The following is a 17,454-nucleotide window of genomic DNA, read 5'->3' as shown; positions in this document are numbered from 1 at the left end:
CGGATTATTCGATTGTGCGCTGAATTTCGATAATTTCGAACACTTCGATCATATCGCCAGTGCGCACATCATTGTAGTTCTTCACGCCAATACCGCATTCCATGCCGTTACGGACTTCGTTAACGTCATCTTTGAAGCGACGCAGGGATTCCAGCTCGCCTTCATAAATAACCACGTTGTCGCGCAGGACACGGATCGGGTTGTGACGTTTAACCACACCTTCAGTAACCATACAGCCTGCGATCGCGCCGAATTTCGGTGATTTGAACACATCACGAACTTCCGCCAGACCGATGATCTGCTGTTTCAGTTCCGGAGAGAGCATACCGCTCATCGCTGCTTTCACTTCGTCGATCAGGTTATAGATGACCGAGTAGTAACGCAGATCCAGGCCTTCGGCTTCGATCACACGACGCGCAGAGGCATCAGCACGAACGTTAAAGCCAACCAGAATAGCGTTGGACGCAGCAGCCAGAGTCGCATCGGTTTCGGTGATACCACCTACGCCGGAACCCACGATCTTCACTTTCACTTCTTCAGTAGAGAGTTTCAGCAGAGAATCGGAGATCGCTTCTACAGAGCCCTGAACATCAGCCTTCAGTACGATGTTCACTTCGTGAACTTCGCCTTCAGTCATGTTGGCAAACATGTTTTCCAGTTTGGATTTCTGCTGACGCGCCAGTTTAACTTCACGGAATTTGCCCTGACGATACAGCGCAACTTCACGCGCTTTCTTCTCGTCACGCACTACGGTTGCTTCATCGCCTGCAGCCGGAACGCCGGAAAGACCGAGGATTTCCACCGGAATAGACGGACCCGCTTCAGTAACTTCACGGCCCAGCTCGTCACGCATCGCACGCACACGACCGTATTCGAAGCCGCACAGAACGATGTCGCCTTTATGCAGCGTCCCTTCGCGAACCAGAACGGAAGCCACCGGACCACGGCCTTTATCCAGGAAGGATTCGATAACGACACCGCTCGCCATACCTTTACGGATAGCTTTCAGTTCCAGGACTTCGGCCTGCAGCAGAATTGCATCAAGCAGGTCGTCGATACCTGTACCGGCTTTCGCGGAAACGTGTACGAACTGGCTTTCGCCGCCCCACTCTTCCGGAATGATTCCGTACTGAGCCAGTTCATTTTTAACGCGATCCGGATCGGCTTCAGGTTTATCAATCTTGTTCACTGCAACCACCACCGGCACCTGCGCTGCTTTCGCATGCTGGATAGCTTCGATGGTTTGCGGCATGACGCCGTCGTCGGCAGCAACAACCAGAACAACGATATCCGTTGCCTGAGCACCACGAGCACGCATTGCGGTAAACGCAGCGTGGCCAGGGGTATCCAGGAAGGTGATCATGCCGTTGTCGGTTTCAACGTGGTATGCACCAATGTGCTGAGTAATGCCGCCCGCTTCGCCGGAGGCCACTTTCGTCGAACGAATGTAGTCCAGCAGAGAGGTTTTACCGTGGTCAACGTGACCCATGATGGTCACGACCGGTGCGCGAGGTTCAGCCGCTGCACCAGTATCACGGTCGCTCATTACCGCTTCTTCCAGCTCGTTTTCACGACGCAGGATAACTTTGTGGCCCATTTCTTCAGCAACAAGCTGCGCGGTTTCCTGGTCGATAACCTGGTTGATGGTTGCCATCGCACCCAGTTTCATCATGGCTTTGATGACCTGAGAGCCTTTAACGGCCATCTTGTTCGCCAGTTCGCCGACGGTGAGGGTTTCGCCAATTACCACGTCACGGTTAACTGCCTGCGCTGGCTTCTGGAAGCCCTGCTGCAGAGTGGAACCTTTACGCTGACGGCCACCTTTGCCACCGCGAACTGCTGCACGCGCTTCTTCACGGTCAGCTTTGCTTTCAGCGTGTTTGTTACCTTTCTTCGGACGCGCCGCTTTAGCAGTGCGGGTACGACCTCGACCACCTTCAACTTCACGGTCGTTGTCATCTTCCGCCTGGCGCGCATGCTGCGAAGTGGTTACGTGATAATCGCCGATAGTCTCTTCTTCATCGCTGCTGGCTGCCCAGCCATTTTCATTTTGTTCCGCCATACGACGAGCTTCTTCCGCTACGCGGCGCGCATTTTCTTCCAGTTTGCGGCGAGCCTCTTCTTCCGCTTTGCGCTTGAGTTCTTGCGCTTCAGCTTCGCGACGGGCTTTCTCCGTCTGGGCTGCCCTGGTCATTTCGTCAGATTGTTGGTTGCTCACTTTGCTATTTTCCGCAGCCTCGCGTTTTGCATTTTCAGCATGTTCGCGTTTAGCTTTTTCTTCAGCTTCACGTTTCAGGCGACTTTCGGCCTCACGCTTTGCTTTTTCCTCGGCTTCGCGCTCAGCGGCTTCCTCTGCTTCACGACGGGCCTTCTCTTCCGCTTCACGCATCGCCTCTTCTTCCGCAGCGAGACGTTCAGCCTCTTGTGGATCGCGTTTTACAAAGGTGCGTTTTTTACGGACTTCGATCTGCACCGATTTACTTTTACCACCGGTGCCCTGGATACTTAATGTGCTGCGCGTTTTGCGCTGCAGCGTCAGCTTATCAGGCGACGAACCGTGTTCACGGTTCAGGTGCGCCAGAAGCGTCTGCTTTTCTTGTGCCGTCACTGAGTCTTCAGCGGACTTGCGGATCCCTGCATCAGCAAATTGCTGTACCAGGCGGTCCACGGAGGTCTGAATCTCAGCGGCCAGCGTTTTTACGGTTACATCTGTCATGCTGTTCCTTCCTGCTACAGTTTATTACGCTTCGTCACCAAACCAGCAAATATTACGTGCGGCCATGATGAGCTCACCTGCTTTCTCGTCGGTTAACCCTTCGATATCACTCAGGTCATCCACGCCTTGCTCGGCGAGGTCTTCAAGCGTACAAACACCACGAGCAGCCAGTTTGAAAGCCAATGCGCGATCCAGACCTTCCAGATTCAGCAGGTCTTCAGCCGGCTCTTTATTGCCGAGACTCTCTTCCTGCGCCAGAGCCAGAGTGGTCAGGGCATTTTTCGCACGATCGCGCAGAGCTTCAACGGTGTCTTCATCCAGACCGTCGATTTCCAGCAGCTCTTTAATTGGCACATAGGCCAGTTCTTCCAGCGTAGAGAAACCTTCTTCGACCAGGACGGTAGCGAAATCTTCGTCAATGTCCAGATAACGGGTGAAGGTATCAATTGCTGCATGCGCTTCAGCCTGATGCTTGGACTGCAGATCTTCAACGGTCATAACGTTGAGTTCCCAGCCGCTCAGCTGAGACGCAAGACGCACGTTCTGACCATTACGGCCGATAGCTTGCGCCAGGTTACCCGCCTCAACGGCGATATCCATGGTGTGCTTGTCTTCATCCACAACGATAGAAGCAACATCTGCCGGCGCCATCGCGTTGATCACGAACTGAGCCGGGTTGTCGTCCCACAGCACGATATCGATACGCTCGCCGCCCAGCTCGGTTGAAACCGCCTGAACGCGCGCGCCACGCATACCAACGCAAGCACCGACCGGATCGATACGCTTATCGTTGGTCTTCACAGCGATTTTGGCGCGTGAACCCGGATCGCGGGCTGCGGCTTTAATCTCAATCACTTCTTCGCCAATTTCCGGCACTTCGATGCGGAACAATTCGATCAGCATTTCCGGTTTGGAACGCGTGACGAACAGTTGAGCACCGCGCGCTTCAGGACGCACTGCGTACAGCACGCCACGGATGCGGTCGCCCGGACGGAAGTTTTCACGCGGCAGCATATCTTCACGCAGGATCACCGCTTCAGCATTGCTACCGAGGTCAAGAGTAATGTTATCGCGGTTAACTTTCTTCACCACGCCAGTGATGATTTCGCCTTCGTGTTCGCGGAACTGATCGACCACCATCGCACGCTCAGCTTCACGCACTTTCTGCACGATAACCTGCTTCGCAGTTTGCGTGGTGATACGGTCAAAGGTCACGGATTCAATCTGATCTTCGACGTAATCGCCGACATTCAGACTTTCGTCCTCGTAGCGCGCCGCTTCAAGCGTGATTTCACGCGTCGGTTGCGTTACCTCTTCAACCACCATCCAGCGACGGAAAGTATCGAAATCACCACTTTTACGGTCGATGCTTACGCGTACATCGATCTCTTGTTCATATTTTTTCTTGGTTGCTGTAGCCAGAGCACTTTCCAGCGCTTCAAAGATTTTTTCACGCGGAAGCGACTTTTCGTTAGAAACAGCTTCAACAACAGCCAAAATTTCTTTGTTCATCGGGGGCCTTTCACCTCAATCCAGACTGTTAAAAGTGGGGGACCAGGTTCGCTTTCTGAATATTACTCAATGCGAACACTTCATCTTTACCTTCGACCGTAACGGTGATCATCTCGCCATCGACATCTTTAATGATGCCCTGCCATTTACGGCGGTTTTGCACCGCCATACGCAGCACCAGCGTGACTTCGTCGCCCTTAAAGCGCGCGTAGTGCTCAGCCGTAAACAAAGGACGCTCAAGACCTGGTGAGGAAACTTCCAGGTTGTAAGCAACGGTAATCGGATCTTCAACATCCAGTACCGCACTGACCTGGTGGCTGACATCAGCGCAATCATCAACATTGATGCCATCTTCACTATCAATATAGATGCGCAGCGTAGATGTGCGACCACGCACAAATTCGATACCGACCAGTTCATAGCCCAGTGCTTCAACCGGTGCCGTAATCATCTCTGTTAATTTTTGCTCTAATGTGGACAAGTCCACCCCCAAGACATAAAAAAAGGGCGTATAGCCCAGTTATTTCGTACTCAGATAACAAAAAACCCCGATAAATCGGGGCTTTAAATAACTGAACCCTATAGCCGCAACTGCGGCCTGGAGAACCTTCCGTGAGTATTTTCTCAAATCCAGCTACGAAGGCGTTAAGTCTTCATAGTATATTTGAAAAAAAACACTTAGGGAAAGTGGTTGCGGGGGCCGGATTTGAACCGACGACCTTCGGGTTATGAGCCCGACGAGCTACCAGGCTGCTCCACCCCGCGCCTGAAACGTGGCAAATTCTACTCGGTTGAGCGTGAATTTGCAAATAATGCTGGGATTTGGTACCGAAGACGGGACGTAAAATCGGCCTACATTATATTGATAAATATAGCTATCTGTCAACCGTATGTTACCTGCATCCGGCGCACTGCCGACTATGCATTTTATTGTGGCATATTATGCCTGTATAAAAGATGTCTCATACCAATAATTCCGATGAAAATTGCACTCTTCTCTTCCGGTCATCGCCAAAAGATGATTAAATGAAAACTCATTTATTTTGCATAACCATTCACTGAGATTTTCAAAATGAGTGGTAAATAGCATGGCGTGGCTGTTAAGTCTCTCACCATCTGTCTATCAAGCAGGGATTTTTTTATGACGACGATTCTCAAGCATCTTCCTACAGGTCAACGTATTGGTATCGCTTTCTCCGGCGGCCTGGACACCAGTGCAGCGCTGCTGTGGATGCGCCAGAAAGGCGCGGTTCCATATGCATACACCGCAAATCTGGGTCAACCGGATGAGGATGACTATGACGCGATTCCCCGTCGCGCGAAGGAATATGGTGCGGAAAATGCCCGCCTGATCGACTGCCGCAAGCAACTGGTCGCTGAAGGCATCGCAGCCATTCAGTGCGGCGCGTTCCACAATACCACGGGCGGTTTGACTTATTTCAACACCACCCCGCTCGGCCGCGCGGTTACCGGCACCATGCTGGTTGCAGCAATGAAAGAAGATGGCGTGAATATTTGGGGTGATGGCAGCACCTACAAAGGGAATGACATTGAGCGTTTCTATCGCTACGGCCTGCTGACTAACGCGGAGCTGAAAATCTACAAGCCATGGCTTGATACTGATTTTATCGATGAACTGGGCGGTCGTCAGGAAATGTCTGAATTCATGACTGCCTCCGGTTTTGATTACAAAATGTCAGCAGAAAAAGCATACTCAACTGATTCCAACATGCTGGGCGCGACGCATGAAGCGAAGGATCTCGAATTCCTTAACTCCAGCGTTAAAATCGTCAACCCAATCATGGGCGTTAAGTTCTGGGACGAGAACGTTAAAATTCAGGCCGAAGAAGTGACTGTCCGTTTTGAACGTGGTCACCCGGTAGCGTTGAATGGTAAAACCTTTGCCGATGATGTTGAACTGATGCTTGAAGCGAACCGCATTGGTGGACGTCATGGGCTGGGCATGAGTGACCAGATTGAAAACCGTATCATCGAAGCGAAAAGCCGTGGTATTTACGAAGCGCCGGGGATGGCTCTACTGCATATAGCATATGAACGTCTGTTAACCGGTATCCACAACGAAGATACCATCGAACAGTATCATGCTCATGGCCGTCAGTTGGGTCGTCTGCTGTATCAGGGTCGCTGGTTCGATCCGCAGGCGCTGATGCTGCGTGACTCTTTACAACGTTGGGTGGCCAGTGCGATCACAGGTGAAGTAACGCTGGAGCTGCGTCGCGGTAATGATTACTCGATCCTCAATACCGTGTCCGACAATCTGACTTACAAAGCAGAACGCCTGACGATGGAAAAAGGTGAGTCTGTATTCTCTCCTGATGACCGTATTGGGCAGTTGACCATGCGCAACCTGGATATCACTGATACCCGTGAGAAACTCTTCAATTATGTGCAAACCGGTTTGCTCTCCACCACTTCCGGCAATGGCCTGCCGCAGGTAGAAAATCTGGAGAACAGCGAGAAGAAATAATCGCTGACAGATTAAAAAAGACGCCATCAGGCGTCTTTTTTATTGTCTGGTTTTCTGGATTACAGACGAAAAAAAAGACATCTTACGATGTCTTTTTTCTGGAATATTGGTACCGAGGACGGGACTTGAACCCGTAAGCCCAATCGGGCACTACCACCTCAAGGTAGCGTGTCTACCAATTCCACCACCTCGGCACGACTTACTTAGTGTGGGATATCGCTGGTCGGCTGCGCCGGCGCTGCAGGCTGAGTTTGTTCACTCTTCGCCGGTGCACTCAGATTTTCCCACTCGCTTCCTTTATTGGTTTTATTGCTGTTAACGTTACCCAGCACAAGGCTGATGATAAAAAACAGGGTTGCCAGTACACCTGTCGTGCGAGTCATGAAGTTCCCAGAACCACTTGAACCGAACAACGTGCCAGACGCGCCAGCGCCAAAGGAGGCTCCCATATCAGCGCCTTTACCTTGCTGCAGCATAATCATGGCAACAAGCGCCAGTGCCACAATAAGGAAAACAACTAAAAGAGCTTCGTACATAATCAACCTGTTCCTTGCGGTATTGCCGCAGCAAATGCTTCAACCAATAAAAGTGGGGCGTTTTCTGCTTTCCCACTGAAGCGGGTGTGAATACTAACCAAAGCGAATGACCTTCGCAAGGGCAATTTCAGTGCATTTTATCAAGTGCGGAAAAAAACAGCAAAACTACAACTTCCGTCCCGTTAAAAGGCAGCAATAGCCGCCTTTTTAAGCACTTATCACGCCATTATACGGCTTTCACCGCGTCGGCAATGCGATTTGCCATCGCCGTCACCTGAGCTTCGTCTTCGCCTTCCACCATCACACGGATTAACGGCTCGGTTCCCGACTTACGCAACAGCACGCGCCCACGATTGCCCAGAGTCGCTTCCACCTCAGCCGTCGTCGTTTTTACATGCTCATCTTCCAGAGGATCACCTTTGCCAGCCGTAAAGCGCACGTTGACAAGCACCTGCGGGAACATCTTCATACCGCTACATAAATCATGCAGCGACATATGGTTGCGTACCATTGCTGCCACAACTTGCAAACCAGCAACGATACCATCGCCGGTCGTCGTTTTGTCCAGCAGAATCACATGGCCAGAGTTCTCGGCACCAATGCGCCAGCCTTTTTCCTGCATTTTTTCCAGGACATAGCGATCGCCTACTTTGGCACGAGCAAAAGGAATGCCCAATTGCTTGAGTGCCAGTTCCAGCCCCATATTGCTCATCAGCGTGCCGACAGCGCCGCCACGCAATTGCCCCTGACGCAAACCTTCGCGCGCAATGATGTACATGATCTGGTCGCCATCTACTTTGTTACCTTCATGGTCCACCATGATGACCCGATCGCCATCGCCATCAAAAGCAATGCCAAGATCCGCTTTCTCTGCCAGAACGCGTTGCTGCAATGCTCTGACATCCGTAGCGCCGCATTTTTCATTGATATTCACGCCGTCAGGCTCACACCCTATGGCAATGACTTTCGCACCCAACTCGCGGAACACATTCGGTGCGATGTGGTAAGTTGCCCCGTTAGCGCAATCGACTACGATTTTTAGCTCGTTCAGGCTCAGTTCATTGGGGAATGTGGCTTTGCAGAATTCAATGTAACGTCCAGCAGCATCAACGATGCGGCTTGCTTTACCCAGTTCAGCGGAATCGACGCAGGTCAGTTCTTTCTCCATTTCTGCTTCAATCGCCTCTTCAACTGCATCAGGCAATTTAGTGCCATCGATTGAGAAGAACTTGATGCCGTTGTCATAAAACGGGTTATGCGATGCGGAAATAACAATACCTGCTTCAGCACGAAAAGTACGAGTCAGATAGGCAACAGCCGGTGTCGGCATCGGGCCAGTGAAGGAAGCGGACAACCCCGCCGCCGCCAGCCCGGCTTCAAGAGCAGATTCCAGCATATAACCGGAAATACGGGTGTCCTTACCGATAATAATCTTCCGTGAACCGTGGCGTGCCAGTACTTTTCCGGCGGCCCAACCCAGCTTGAGAACAAAATCCGGGGTGATCGGTGCGTCGCCTACCCGGCCACGAATGCCATCGGTGCCAAAATATTTACGATTACTCATAGCGTTTATTTTCCTTCGCTGACAGCGTGGCTTCAACCACCCGCATAGCTTCTACCGTTTCTTTTACATCGTGAACTCGAATAATCTGCGCGCCCTGCATTGCTGCAATCACCGCACACGCAAGACTCCCACTTAAACGCTCAGAAGGACCGACATTGAGCAGTTGTCCGACCATAGATTTACGTGACATCCCAACCAGCAGCGGCAACCCAAAGTGATGAAATTCCGCCAGACGGGACAGCAGCGCATAATTGTGCGAGAGATTCTTACCGAAACCGAATCCCGGGTCGAGTATCAATTTCTCTTTTGCGATACCGGCCTTTTCGCAACGGGCAATATGTTCGGCAAAGAAGCGATCTACATCAGCAAACACATCGTCGTACTTCGGCGCTTCTTGCATTGTTTTTGGTTGTCCCTGCATATGCATCAGGCATACCGGTAAACCGGTCTCAGCGGCAGCGTCTATCGCACCCGGCTCCGTTAACGAGCGGATATCATTAATAATATGTGCGCCTGCTCGTGCGGATTCTCGAATAACTTCAGGCTTCGACGTATCGACAGAGATCCAGACCTCAAAACGCTGGGCTATCGCCTCAACCACAGGGATTACTCGTTCCAGTTCCTCTTCAACGCTAACTTCTGCCGCGCCCGGCCTTGTGGACTCCCCGCCAATATCAACAATTGTCGCCCCGGCGTTGATCATCAAATTGGCATGTTTAACTGCCTCAACTAACGTATTGTGCGCGCCACCATCGGAAAATGAGTCCGGCGTAACGTTGAGGATCCCCATCACATGCGGGTGGGAGAGCTCGAGTATAGTGCCCTGGGCGTCGAGTTTCATGACTTAAAGTCCCTGAGTTGTTGCGGTTAATACAATAAAGAAAACCCCGGAGCATGCCCCAGGGTTTTCAGTTAGAACAGGTCCAGCAACGGATACCTTATTTATCGCCCAGTTGCTCAGACATGGTATTGCCCGGGTTCGGCGTACGCGGTTCATCAACCGGACGCGGCGCACGCGGAGTACCATTGTTGTCAGAGTTGTTCGCGCCAGGATCTTCCCAACCTGCCGGTGGACGTACCTCACGGCGCGCCATCAGGTCATCAATCTGCGGTGCATCGATGGTCTCATATTTCATCAGAGCATCCTTCATTGCATGCAGAATATCCATGTTATCGTTCAGGATCTGGCGTGCGCGATCGTAGTTACGTTCGATCAACGCTTTCACTTCCTGGTCGATAATACGCGCGGTTTCATCGGACATATGTTTCGCTTTCGCTACAGAACGTCCAAGGAAAACCTCACCCTCTTCTTCGGCGTAGAGCAACGGACCGAGTTTGTCAGAAAAACCCCACTGGGTAACCATGTTACGCGCCAGGTTAGTCGCAACTTTAATATCGTTGGACGCACCGGTAGAAACATGTTCAACACCGTAGATAATCTCTTCAGCCAGGCGGCCACCGTACAGCGTTGAGATCTGGCTTTCCAGTTTCTGACGGCTGGCGCTAATCGCATCACCTTCCGGCAAGAAGAACGTCACACCCAATGCGCGACCGCGCGGGATAATCGTCACTTTATGCACCGGATCGTGTTCCGGCACCAGACGGCCGATAATCGCATGACCTGCTTCGTGATAGGCCGTGGACTCTTTCTGCGCTTCCGTCATCACCATGGAGCGGCGTTCCGCACCCATCATGATTTTGTCTTTGGCTTTTTCAAACTCGACCATCGAAACCACGCGTTTGTTACCGCGAGCGGCAAACAGAGCAGCTTCGTTGACCAGGTTCGCCAGATCGGCACCCGAGAAGCCCGGCGTACCGCGCGCAATAATCGCGGCATCGATATCCGGCGACAGCGGTACGCGACGCATATGAACTTTCAGGATCTGTTCACGACCACGAACGTCCGGCAAACCAACCACAACCTGACGGTCAAAACGGCCAGGACGCAGTAACGCAGGATCGAGCACGTCCGGACGGTTCGTTGCAGCGATAACGATAATACCTTCGTTACCTTCGAAACCATCCATCTCAACCAGCATCTGGTTCAGCGTTTGTTCGCGTTCATCGTGACCACCGCCGAGACCAGCGCCACGCTGGCGCCCAACGGCGTCGATTTCATCGATGAAGATAATGCACGGTGCCGCTTTCTTGGCCTGCTCGAACATGTCACGCACACGAGAAGCACCAACACCCACAAACATTTCAACGAAGTCAGAACCGGAAATCGTGAAGAATGGAACCTTCGCTTCACCCGCAATGGCTTTCGCCAGCAGCGTTTTACCGGTGCCCGGAGGGCCGACCATCAGTACGCCTTTGGGGATCTTACCGCCCAGTTTCTGGAACCGGCTCGGCTCACGCAGATATTCGACCAGTTCGCCAACCTCTTCTTTCGCTTCGTCGCAGCCAGCAACATCAGCGAAAGTCGTTTTGATCTGATCTTCCGTAAGCATACGCGCTTTACTTTTACCGAACGACATGGCGCCTTTGCCGCCGCCGCCCTGCATCTGGCGCATAAAGAAAATCCAGACACCGATCAGCAACAGCATCGGGAACCAGGAAATGAAGATGTTAGCCAGCAGGCTAGGCTCTTCAGGCGGTTCACCAACAACCTTGACGTTTTTCGTCAGCAGGTTATCAAGCAGTTTCGGATCGTTGACCGGGATGTAAGTCGTGTAACGGTTACTATCTTTCTTGGTAACGTTGATCTCACGTCCGTTGATACGCGCTTCGCGAACCTGGTCCTGGTTGACCTCTTGCAGGAAGGTAGAATAATCCACCTTGCGGCCATTAGACTCGCTGGGCCCAAAGCTCTGGAATACTGACATCAGCACAACGGCAATGACCAGCCAGAGTATTAGGTTTTTCGCCATGTCACTCAAGGGATTAACCTCATATTACAACTGTGTTAAAAACAGCGTCAGGATACAACATATCCAGTTTCTTTCAAACCAAAGGCCGAAATCAACGGGGTATCATTTTCGCCCGGTCGCTACAATATACACTTCGCGTGAACGCGCACGCGAAGAGTCCGGTTTACGCACTTTTACCTTCGTAAACATGGAGCGAATTTCCGTGAGATACTCATCGAAACCTTCGCCCTGAAACACCTTAACCAAAAAGCTCCCGCCAGGCGCCAGCACATCGCGGCACATATCCAGCGCTAACTCAACCAGATACATCGAGCGGGGAATATCCACCGCTGGCGTTCCGCTCATGTTCGGCGCCATATCAGACATGACAACCTGGACTTTACTGTCACCAACACGTTCCAGTAATGCTTTCAGGACTAATTCATCACGAAAATCGCCCTGAAGGAAGTCCACACCAACGATTGGATCCATCGGTAAAAGATCGCAAGCGATAATGCGGCCATTGCCGCCAATCTGAGTAACCGCATATTGCGACCACCCACCAGGCGCTGCACCGAGATCAACAACTGTCATCCCCGGCTTAAAAAGTTTGTCACTTTGCTGTATTTCATCAAGTTTAAACCAGGCACGGGAACGCAACCCTTTTTTCTGCGCCTGTTGAACATATTTATCGCTAAAGTGTTCCTGAAGCCAGCGGCTCGAGCTGGCAGAACGCTTTTTACCTGTCATTTAACTTTCCATCCGGGTTCATCGTCGACATCGATAAATTTCGACGCGCAATTTGGCGATACACAGGAGATGGCGGTAGAATGACCCGTTTTCAATCCCAACGTAAGCAAAATATACGATGAATCTGAGTACTAAACAAAAACAGCACCTGAAAGGTCTGGCACATCCGCTCAAGCCGGTAGTTATGCTTGGCAATAATGGTTTGACCGAAGGGGTACTGGCCGAGATTGAACAAGCGTTAGAGCACCATGAACTTATCAAGGTGAAGATCGCCTCTGAAGACAGAGAAACTAAGACCTTGATTGTGGAAGCTATCGTTCGCGAAACCGGCGCCTGCAACGTACAGGTCATCGGTAAAACGCTGGTGCTTTATCGCCCAACCGCGGAGCGTAAAATTTCGCTGCCACGCTAAGGATATCCTGAATTGAACACAAAAGCTGTGTAAAACGAGGGGTTTCCGCCAGCAGACGAGCAAAATGCCACGCTCCTGGTATTGATAAAAGGCCGCAATGCGGCCTTTTTCCTTTCTTTACAATAGATCAACAAACGTGACCCATATTGTCATCACAGGTATTCCACTTTGATGATTTCGTATTCAACTTCGCCGCCAGGCGTGCGGATTACCACCACATCATCCTGCTCTTTACCTACCAGACCACGTGCGATCGGTGAATTTACAGAGATGAGGTTCTGTTTAAAGTCAGCCTCATCGTCACCCACAATGCGGTAAGTCTGTTCTTCGTCGTTATCCAGATTCAAAACGGTAACCGTTGCGCCAAAAATGACGCGGCCGTTTTTCGGCATCTTCGTGATATCGATAACCTGCGCATTGGAGAGCTTCGCTTCAATGTCTTTGATTCGGCCTTCGCAAAAACCCTGCTGCTCACGCGCAGCATGGTATTCAGCGTTCTCTTTTAGATCGCCATGCTCGCGGGCTTCCGCAATAGCGGCGATGATTTCAGGGCGGCGAACGGATTTCAGAAACTCCAGCTCTTCGCGCAGTTTTTCGGCACCACGTAAGGTCATCGGAATAGCTTGCATTTGTTATACCTCTTAAACATTCCTGTAAGGAGCGTTAACCCGCCCCGTCTGCTCTGTCTCCCGGCGTACAGGGTTTCTCGCTGGGCAGGAGCAAAAGAAAACTGACCCGGGGACGAAGCCCCAGGTCAGCTACAATTTTTCAATTTGATACGTATTTTACCCGGAAGTTCACTATGGGTCATCGTTTACTTTCCGGGGTGTTGCGCCGTAGTATGACGGCTTGTTTCCAGGTTGTTAGCGCGAGATTATGCGATTTTCTAGCTTTATCATCGGATTGACCACTAGTATAGCCCTGACTGCTCAGGCCGCGAATGTTGACGAATATATTAATCAACTTCCGGACGGCGCGAATTTAGCACTGATGGTTCAAAAGGTAGGCGCTCAGGCGCCCGAGATTGATTACCATGGTAAGCAAATGGCGCTTCCCGCGAGTACACAAAAGGTGATCACCGCACTGGCGGCACTTTTGCAACTCGGGCCGGACTTTCGCTTTACAACCACGCTGGAAAGCAAAGGTTCTGTCGAGAATGGAGTATTAAAAGGCGACTTAATTGCACGATTTGGCGGCGATCCGACGTTAAAACGTCAGGATATTCGCAACATGATTAATGCGCTGAAAAAGTCAGGTGTGCAGAAAATCGATGGTAACGTACTGATCGATACTTCCATTTTCGCCAGCCACGATAAAGCGCCAGGCTGGCCCTGGAATGATATGACGCAGTGCTTTAGCGCTCCTCCGGCTGCGGCGATTATCGATCGCAACTGCTTCTCGGTATCACTTTATAGCGCGCAAAAACCAGGCGATCTGGCCTATATCCGCATCGCCTCTTACTACCCCGTCAATATGTTCAGCCAGGTTCGCACCCTGGCGCGTGGTTCATCAGAAGCACAATATTGTGAACTCGACGTCGTACCCGGCGATTTAAACCGCTTCACACTCACCGGCTGCTTGCCACAGCGAGCAGACCCGCTGCCGCTGGCTTTCGCCATCCAGGACGGTGCCAGCTATGCTGGCGCCATTATTAAAGACGAACTCAAAACCGCAGGCATCCCTTACACCGGCACACTGCTGCGACAGACGCTGGAAAACCAGCCAGGCACGGTGATCGCCAGTAAGCAATCAGCACCATTACACGACCTGCTGAAGATCATGCTGAAGAAATCGGACAATATGATCGCCGATACCGTCTTTCGCATGATTGGACATGCTCGTTTTGGCGTGCCCGGTACCTGGCGAGCGGGCTCAGATGCAGTTCGTCAGATTCTGCGCCAGCAGGCCGGTGTTGATTTGGGGAATACGATTATTGCGGATGGTTCAGGTCTGTCGCGCCATAATTTGCTGGCACCGTCAACCATGATGCAGGTCCTGCAATATATTGCACAGCATGATACTGAACTCAATTTTATTTCAATGCTGCCGTTGGCTGGCTATGATGGTTCGCTGCAATACCGTGCGGGCCTGCATGAAGCTGGCGTCGACGGTAAGGTTTCTGCGAAAACCGGGTCATTACAGGGCGTGTATAATCTGGCCGGATTTATTACCACCGCCAGCGGTCAACGAATGGCCTTTGTGCAGTACCTTTCTGGCTATGCAGTCGAACCTGAGGATCAACGAAACCGTCGTATTCCATTGGTTCGTTTTGAGAGCCGCCTGTACAAAGATATCTACCAGAACAACTAATAAAAAATGCCGGGGATAGTTCGCACTGTCCCGGCATTTCAGTGATTACAGCGCCCCGCTAAACCGGGGCGTTTCAGATATTAACGCTTGTAGATGAACTCAACGCCTTCTTCGTCGTCTTCGTCCCAGTCGTCATCCCACTCTTCATCATCTTCAGCAGCCGCTTCAGCATCTTCGAGCTGTTGGCGATGATAATCATCCCACATAAACTCAACTTTCTCAGGCTGCTGCTCTTCCTCTGCCTGCGCGATCGGGTTTTCAATGATGAATGTCATCACGTCCCAGCACAGTTCTTTGACGCCCTGCTGGCTGGCGGCAGAAATGAGGTAGAATTTATCTTCCCAGCCCAGGGCTTCAGCGATCGCTTTCGCTTTCTCTTCCGCTTCGGCTTTGTCCATCAGGTCAATCTTGTTGAATACCAGCCAACGCGGTTTAGAAGCCAGTTTTTCGCTGTATTTCTCCAGTTCGCCGACGATAACGCGCGCGTTTTCAGCCGGATCGGAACCATCGATCGGATCGATGTCGATCAGATGCAGCAACACACGGCAACGTTCCAGATGCTTCAGGAAGCGGATGCCAAGGCCTGCGCCATCGGCAGCCCCTTCAATCAGCCCCGGGATATCAGCAACCACAAAGCTCTTTTCGTTATCCATACGGACAACGCCCAGGCTCGGTACCAGCGTAGTAAACGGATAATCCGCCACTTTCGGTTTAGCAGCAGACACGGCACGAATAAAGGTTGATTTACCCGCGTTCGGCATCCCCAGCATACCCACATCCGCCAGCAGCATCAGTTCCAGTTGCAGATCGCGTTTATCACCCGGTGTACCCATCGTTTTCTGACGCGGAGTACGGTTAACGGATGATTTAAAACGGGTATTGCCCAGACCGTGCCAGCCGCCTTTGGCGACCATCAGACGCTGACCATGTTTGGTCATGTCACCCATGGTTTCGCCAGTACCCTGATCGATAACACGCGTACCAACAGGCACCTTCACGGTGATGTCTTTACCGCGTTTCCCGGTACAATCACGGCTCTGACCGTTCTGACCACGCTCTGCGCGGAAAGATTTTTCAAAACGATAGTCAATCAGCGTGTTCAGGTTTTCGTCCGCTTCCAGCCAGACATCGCCACCGTCACCGCCATCGCCACCGTCAGGGCCGCCTTTCGGAATATACTTCTCGCGACGGAAGCTTACACAGCCGTTACCACCATCACCCGCCACGACAAGGATCGTAGCTTCATCAACAAACTTCATTTTACTCTCCGTAACTCATTCGCCTGAGCGGGGCACAGTGACGACCACTTCACGACTGCGCCAACGTCCCAACAGACGATGGCCAATAGCGGAAAACATGGCGCCCGCAACCACGACAAACGCACCGAGATAACCGACCAGGTTTAACATCGGTCTGGCGAAAACATCGGGCCAGGCCATTGATAACACATCTGAAAATAACAGCGTAAACAGCGGCGTCAGCGTAATCAATGCGCTTACCTGCGCCGCCTGCCAGCGCGCCATCGCTTCCGCCAGCGCACCGTATCCAACCAACGTATTCAGCCCGCAAAAAATCAGGCAAGCGAGTTGCCATTCGCTCAACTGGAACAGTACGCCGGGCTTTGCCAGCGGTAATAATGCTATCGTACACAAAGTGTACAGCAAAAAGAGGATTTGCTGAGACGCCAGTCGACGCAATAATATTTTTTGCGCGACGCCGTAGCTCACCCACACCGTTGCCGCACCGACCCCGAAAATGACACCCCAAGTGTAATCGGTCAGTCGGGTAAAAATCTCCACCAGGCTGGTATTGAAAAACATCACCAGGCCGCTGATTAGCATCACTGCACCAAGCACCTGCGTACCACGCATCTTCTCTTTCAGAATAAAGACGCTGGCAATCATCATACCTACGGGAGAAAGCTGACCTATCACCTGCGAGGCAGTCGGGCTGACGTACTGCAGGGAAGAGCTGAACAGGATAAAGTTCCCGAACAACCCACCAGTGGCAATAGCCAACAAAAGTAACCAACGCGGCTTACGAAACATTTGCAGTGGAGGAAGTTTCCTCTTGTAGCCCAGAATCAGGCCAAGGCCGATCCCTGCCATTAAAAAGCGATAAAACACCACCGTAGGCGGCTCCATCACTTCCAGCACCTGCTTCATCGCAATAGGTAACGCCCCCCAGCACATCGCAGTTATGAGCGCCAGGGCAATGCCTATGCCTGCCTGCTGTTTCATGCCCGTATTCCCTGCCAGAAATTTTGCCGGACTTCTAATGTAAAAAGCCCCGCAACGTGTTGCGGGGCTTTCTTCCG

The 17,454-nt window shown here is 51.8% G+C and carries 14 protein-coding genes and 2 tRNA genes; 3 read left to right on the top strand and 13 right to left on the bottom strand.

Annotation, left to right across the window (positions count from 1 at the left end; all coding sequences use genetic code 11):
* Positions 1-4 precede the first annotated feature (4 nt).
* The 4 genes from infB to AWR26_RS02725 all read right to left on the bottom strand — a co-directional run bounded on the left by infB (position 5) and on the right by AWR26_RS02725 (position 4,993).
* On the bottom strand, positions 5-2,716 hold the full coding sequence (gene infB / locus AWR26_RS02740) for a translation initiation factor IF-2 (protein WP_064563397.1): 2,712 nt from the start codon (positions 2,714-2,716) through the stop codon (positions 5-7).
* Positions 2,717-2,740: 24 nt separating this feature from the next.
* Positions 2,741-4,228 carry a transcription termination factor NusA gene (nusA, locus tag AWR26_RS02735; protein WP_043956400.1) on the bottom strand — a complete coding sequence of 496 codons (1,488 nt, stop codon included), beginning with the start codon at positions 4,226-4,228 and terminating at the stop codon, positions 2,741-2,743.
* A 28-nt stretch (positions 4,229-4,256) separates the two neighbouring features.
* Positions 4,257-4,709 carry a ribosome maturation factor RimP gene (rimP, locus tag AWR26_RS02730; protein ID WP_064563395.1) on the bottom strand — a complete coding sequence of 151 codons (453 nt, stop codon included), beginning with the start codon at positions 4,707-4,709 and terminating at the stop codon, positions 4,257-4,259.
* Between the two features lie 207 nt (positions 4,710-4,916).
* A tRNA-Met gene (locus AWR26_RS02725) sits at positions 4,917-4,993 on the bottom strand.
* A gap of 376 nt (positions 4,994-5,369) precedes the next feature.
* Between AWR26_RS02725 and argG the strand changes: the two genes are divergently transcribed.
* Complete coding sequence (gene argG, locus AWR26_RS02720) at positions 5,370-6,716, top strand: argininosuccinate synthase (RefSeq protein WP_043956399.1); 1,347 nt, start codon at positions 5,370-5,372, stop codon at positions 6,714-6,716.
* Positions 6,717-6,823: 107 nt separating this feature from the next.
* Here argG and AWR26_RS02715 read toward each other — a convergent pair.
* From AWR26_RS02715 to rlmE, 6 genes are all read right to left on the bottom strand, one after another.
* Positions 6,824-6,910 (bottom strand) — tRNA-Leu (locus AWR26_RS02715).
* Positions 6,911-6,919: 9 nt separating this feature from the next.
* Positions 6,920-7,252, bottom strand: a complete 333-nt coding sequence (gene secG / locus AWR26_RS02710; protein WP_043956398.1) for a preprotein translocase subunit SecG — start codon at positions 7,250-7,252, stop codon at positions 6,920-6,922.
* A 226-nt stretch (positions 7,253-7,478) separates the two neighbouring features.
* Complete coding sequence (gene glmM / locus AWR26_RS02705) at positions 7,479-8,816, bottom strand: phosphoglucosamine mutase (protein WP_064563388.1); 1,338 nt, start codon at positions 8,814-8,816, stop codon at positions 7,479-7,481.
* The gene (folP, locus tag AWR26_RS02700; RefSeq protein WP_064563386.1) at positions 8,809-9,657 is read right to left on the bottom strand and encodes a dihydropteroate synthase; all 849 of its coding nucleotides are present in this window, start codon (positions 9,655-9,657) and stop codon (positions 8,809-8,811) included. The genes glmM and folP overlap by 8 nt, the downstream gene beginning before the upstream one ends.
* 97 nt (positions 9,658-9,754) lie before the next feature.
* Positions 9,755-11,686, bottom strand: a complete 1,932-nt coding sequence (gene ftsH / locus AWR26_RS02695; protein ID WP_043956395.1) for an ATP-dependent zinc metalloprotease FtsH — start codon at positions 11,684-11,686, stop codon at positions 9,755-9,757.
* 102 nt (positions 11,687-11,788) lie between these two features.
* Positions 11,789-12,415: a 23S rRNA (uridine(2552)-2'-O)-methyltransferase RlmE gene (gene rlmE / locus AWR26_RS02690; protein WP_007369920.1), complete on the bottom strand. Its 627-nt coding sequence runs from the start codon at positions 12,413-12,415 to the stop codon at positions 11,789-11,791.
* A 118-nt stretch (positions 12,416-12,533) separates the two neighbouring features.
* Here rlmE and yhbY point away from each other — a divergent pair, with 118 nt between their 5' ends.
* Positions 12,534-12,827 carry a ribosome assembly RNA-binding protein YhbY gene (gene yhbY / locus AWR26_RS02685; protein WP_007369919.1) on the top strand — a complete coding sequence of 98 codons (294 nt, stop codon included), beginning with the start codon at positions 12,534-12,536 and terminating at the stop codon, positions 12,825-12,827.
* A 152-nt stretch (positions 12,828-12,979) separates the two neighbouring features.
* Here the strand turns inward: yhbY and greA are convergent, their stop codons facing one another.
* The gene (greA, locus tag AWR26_RS02680; protein ID WP_035887959.1) at positions 12,980-13,456 is read right to left on the bottom strand and encodes a transcription elongation factor GreA; all 477 of its coding nucleotides are present in this window, start codon (positions 13,454-13,456) and stop codon (positions 12,980-12,982) included.
* 247 nt (positions 13,457-13,703) lie between these two features.
* Here greA and dacB point away from each other — a divergent pair, with 247 nt between their 5' ends.
* A complete protein-coding gene (gene dacB / locus AWR26_RS02675) occupies positions 13,704-15,137 on the top strand; it encodes a serine-type D-Ala-D-Ala carboxypeptidase (protein WP_064563384.1) in 1,434 nt (477 codons plus the stop codon).
* A gap of 80 nt (positions 15,138-15,217) precedes the next feature.
* On the opposite strand, the gene cgtA is transcribed toward dacB, so the two are convergent.
* Complete coding sequence (cgtA, locus tag AWR26_RS02670) at positions 15,218-16,396, bottom strand: Obg family GTPase CgtA (protein WP_064563382.1); 1,179 nt, start codon at positions 16,394-16,396, stop codon at positions 15,218-15,220.
* A gap of 15 nt (positions 16,397-16,411) precedes the next feature.
* Positions 16,412-17,377 carry a DMT family transporter gene (locus AWR26_RS02665; protein ID WP_064563380.1) on the bottom strand — a complete coding sequence of 322 codons (966 nt, stop codon included), beginning with the start codon at positions 17,375-17,377 and terminating at the stop codon, positions 16,412-16,414.
* Positions 17,378-17,454 lie beyond the last annotated feature (77 nt).

It is taken from the genome of Kosakonia oryzae, assembly GCF_001658025.2.
GTDB lineage: Bacteria > Pseudomonadota > Gammaproteobacteria > Enterobacterales > Enterobacteriaceae > Kosakonia > Kosakonia oryzae.
Note: the sequence above shows the minus strand (reverse complement) of the source record. Positions and strands in the feature narration are given on the sequence as shown.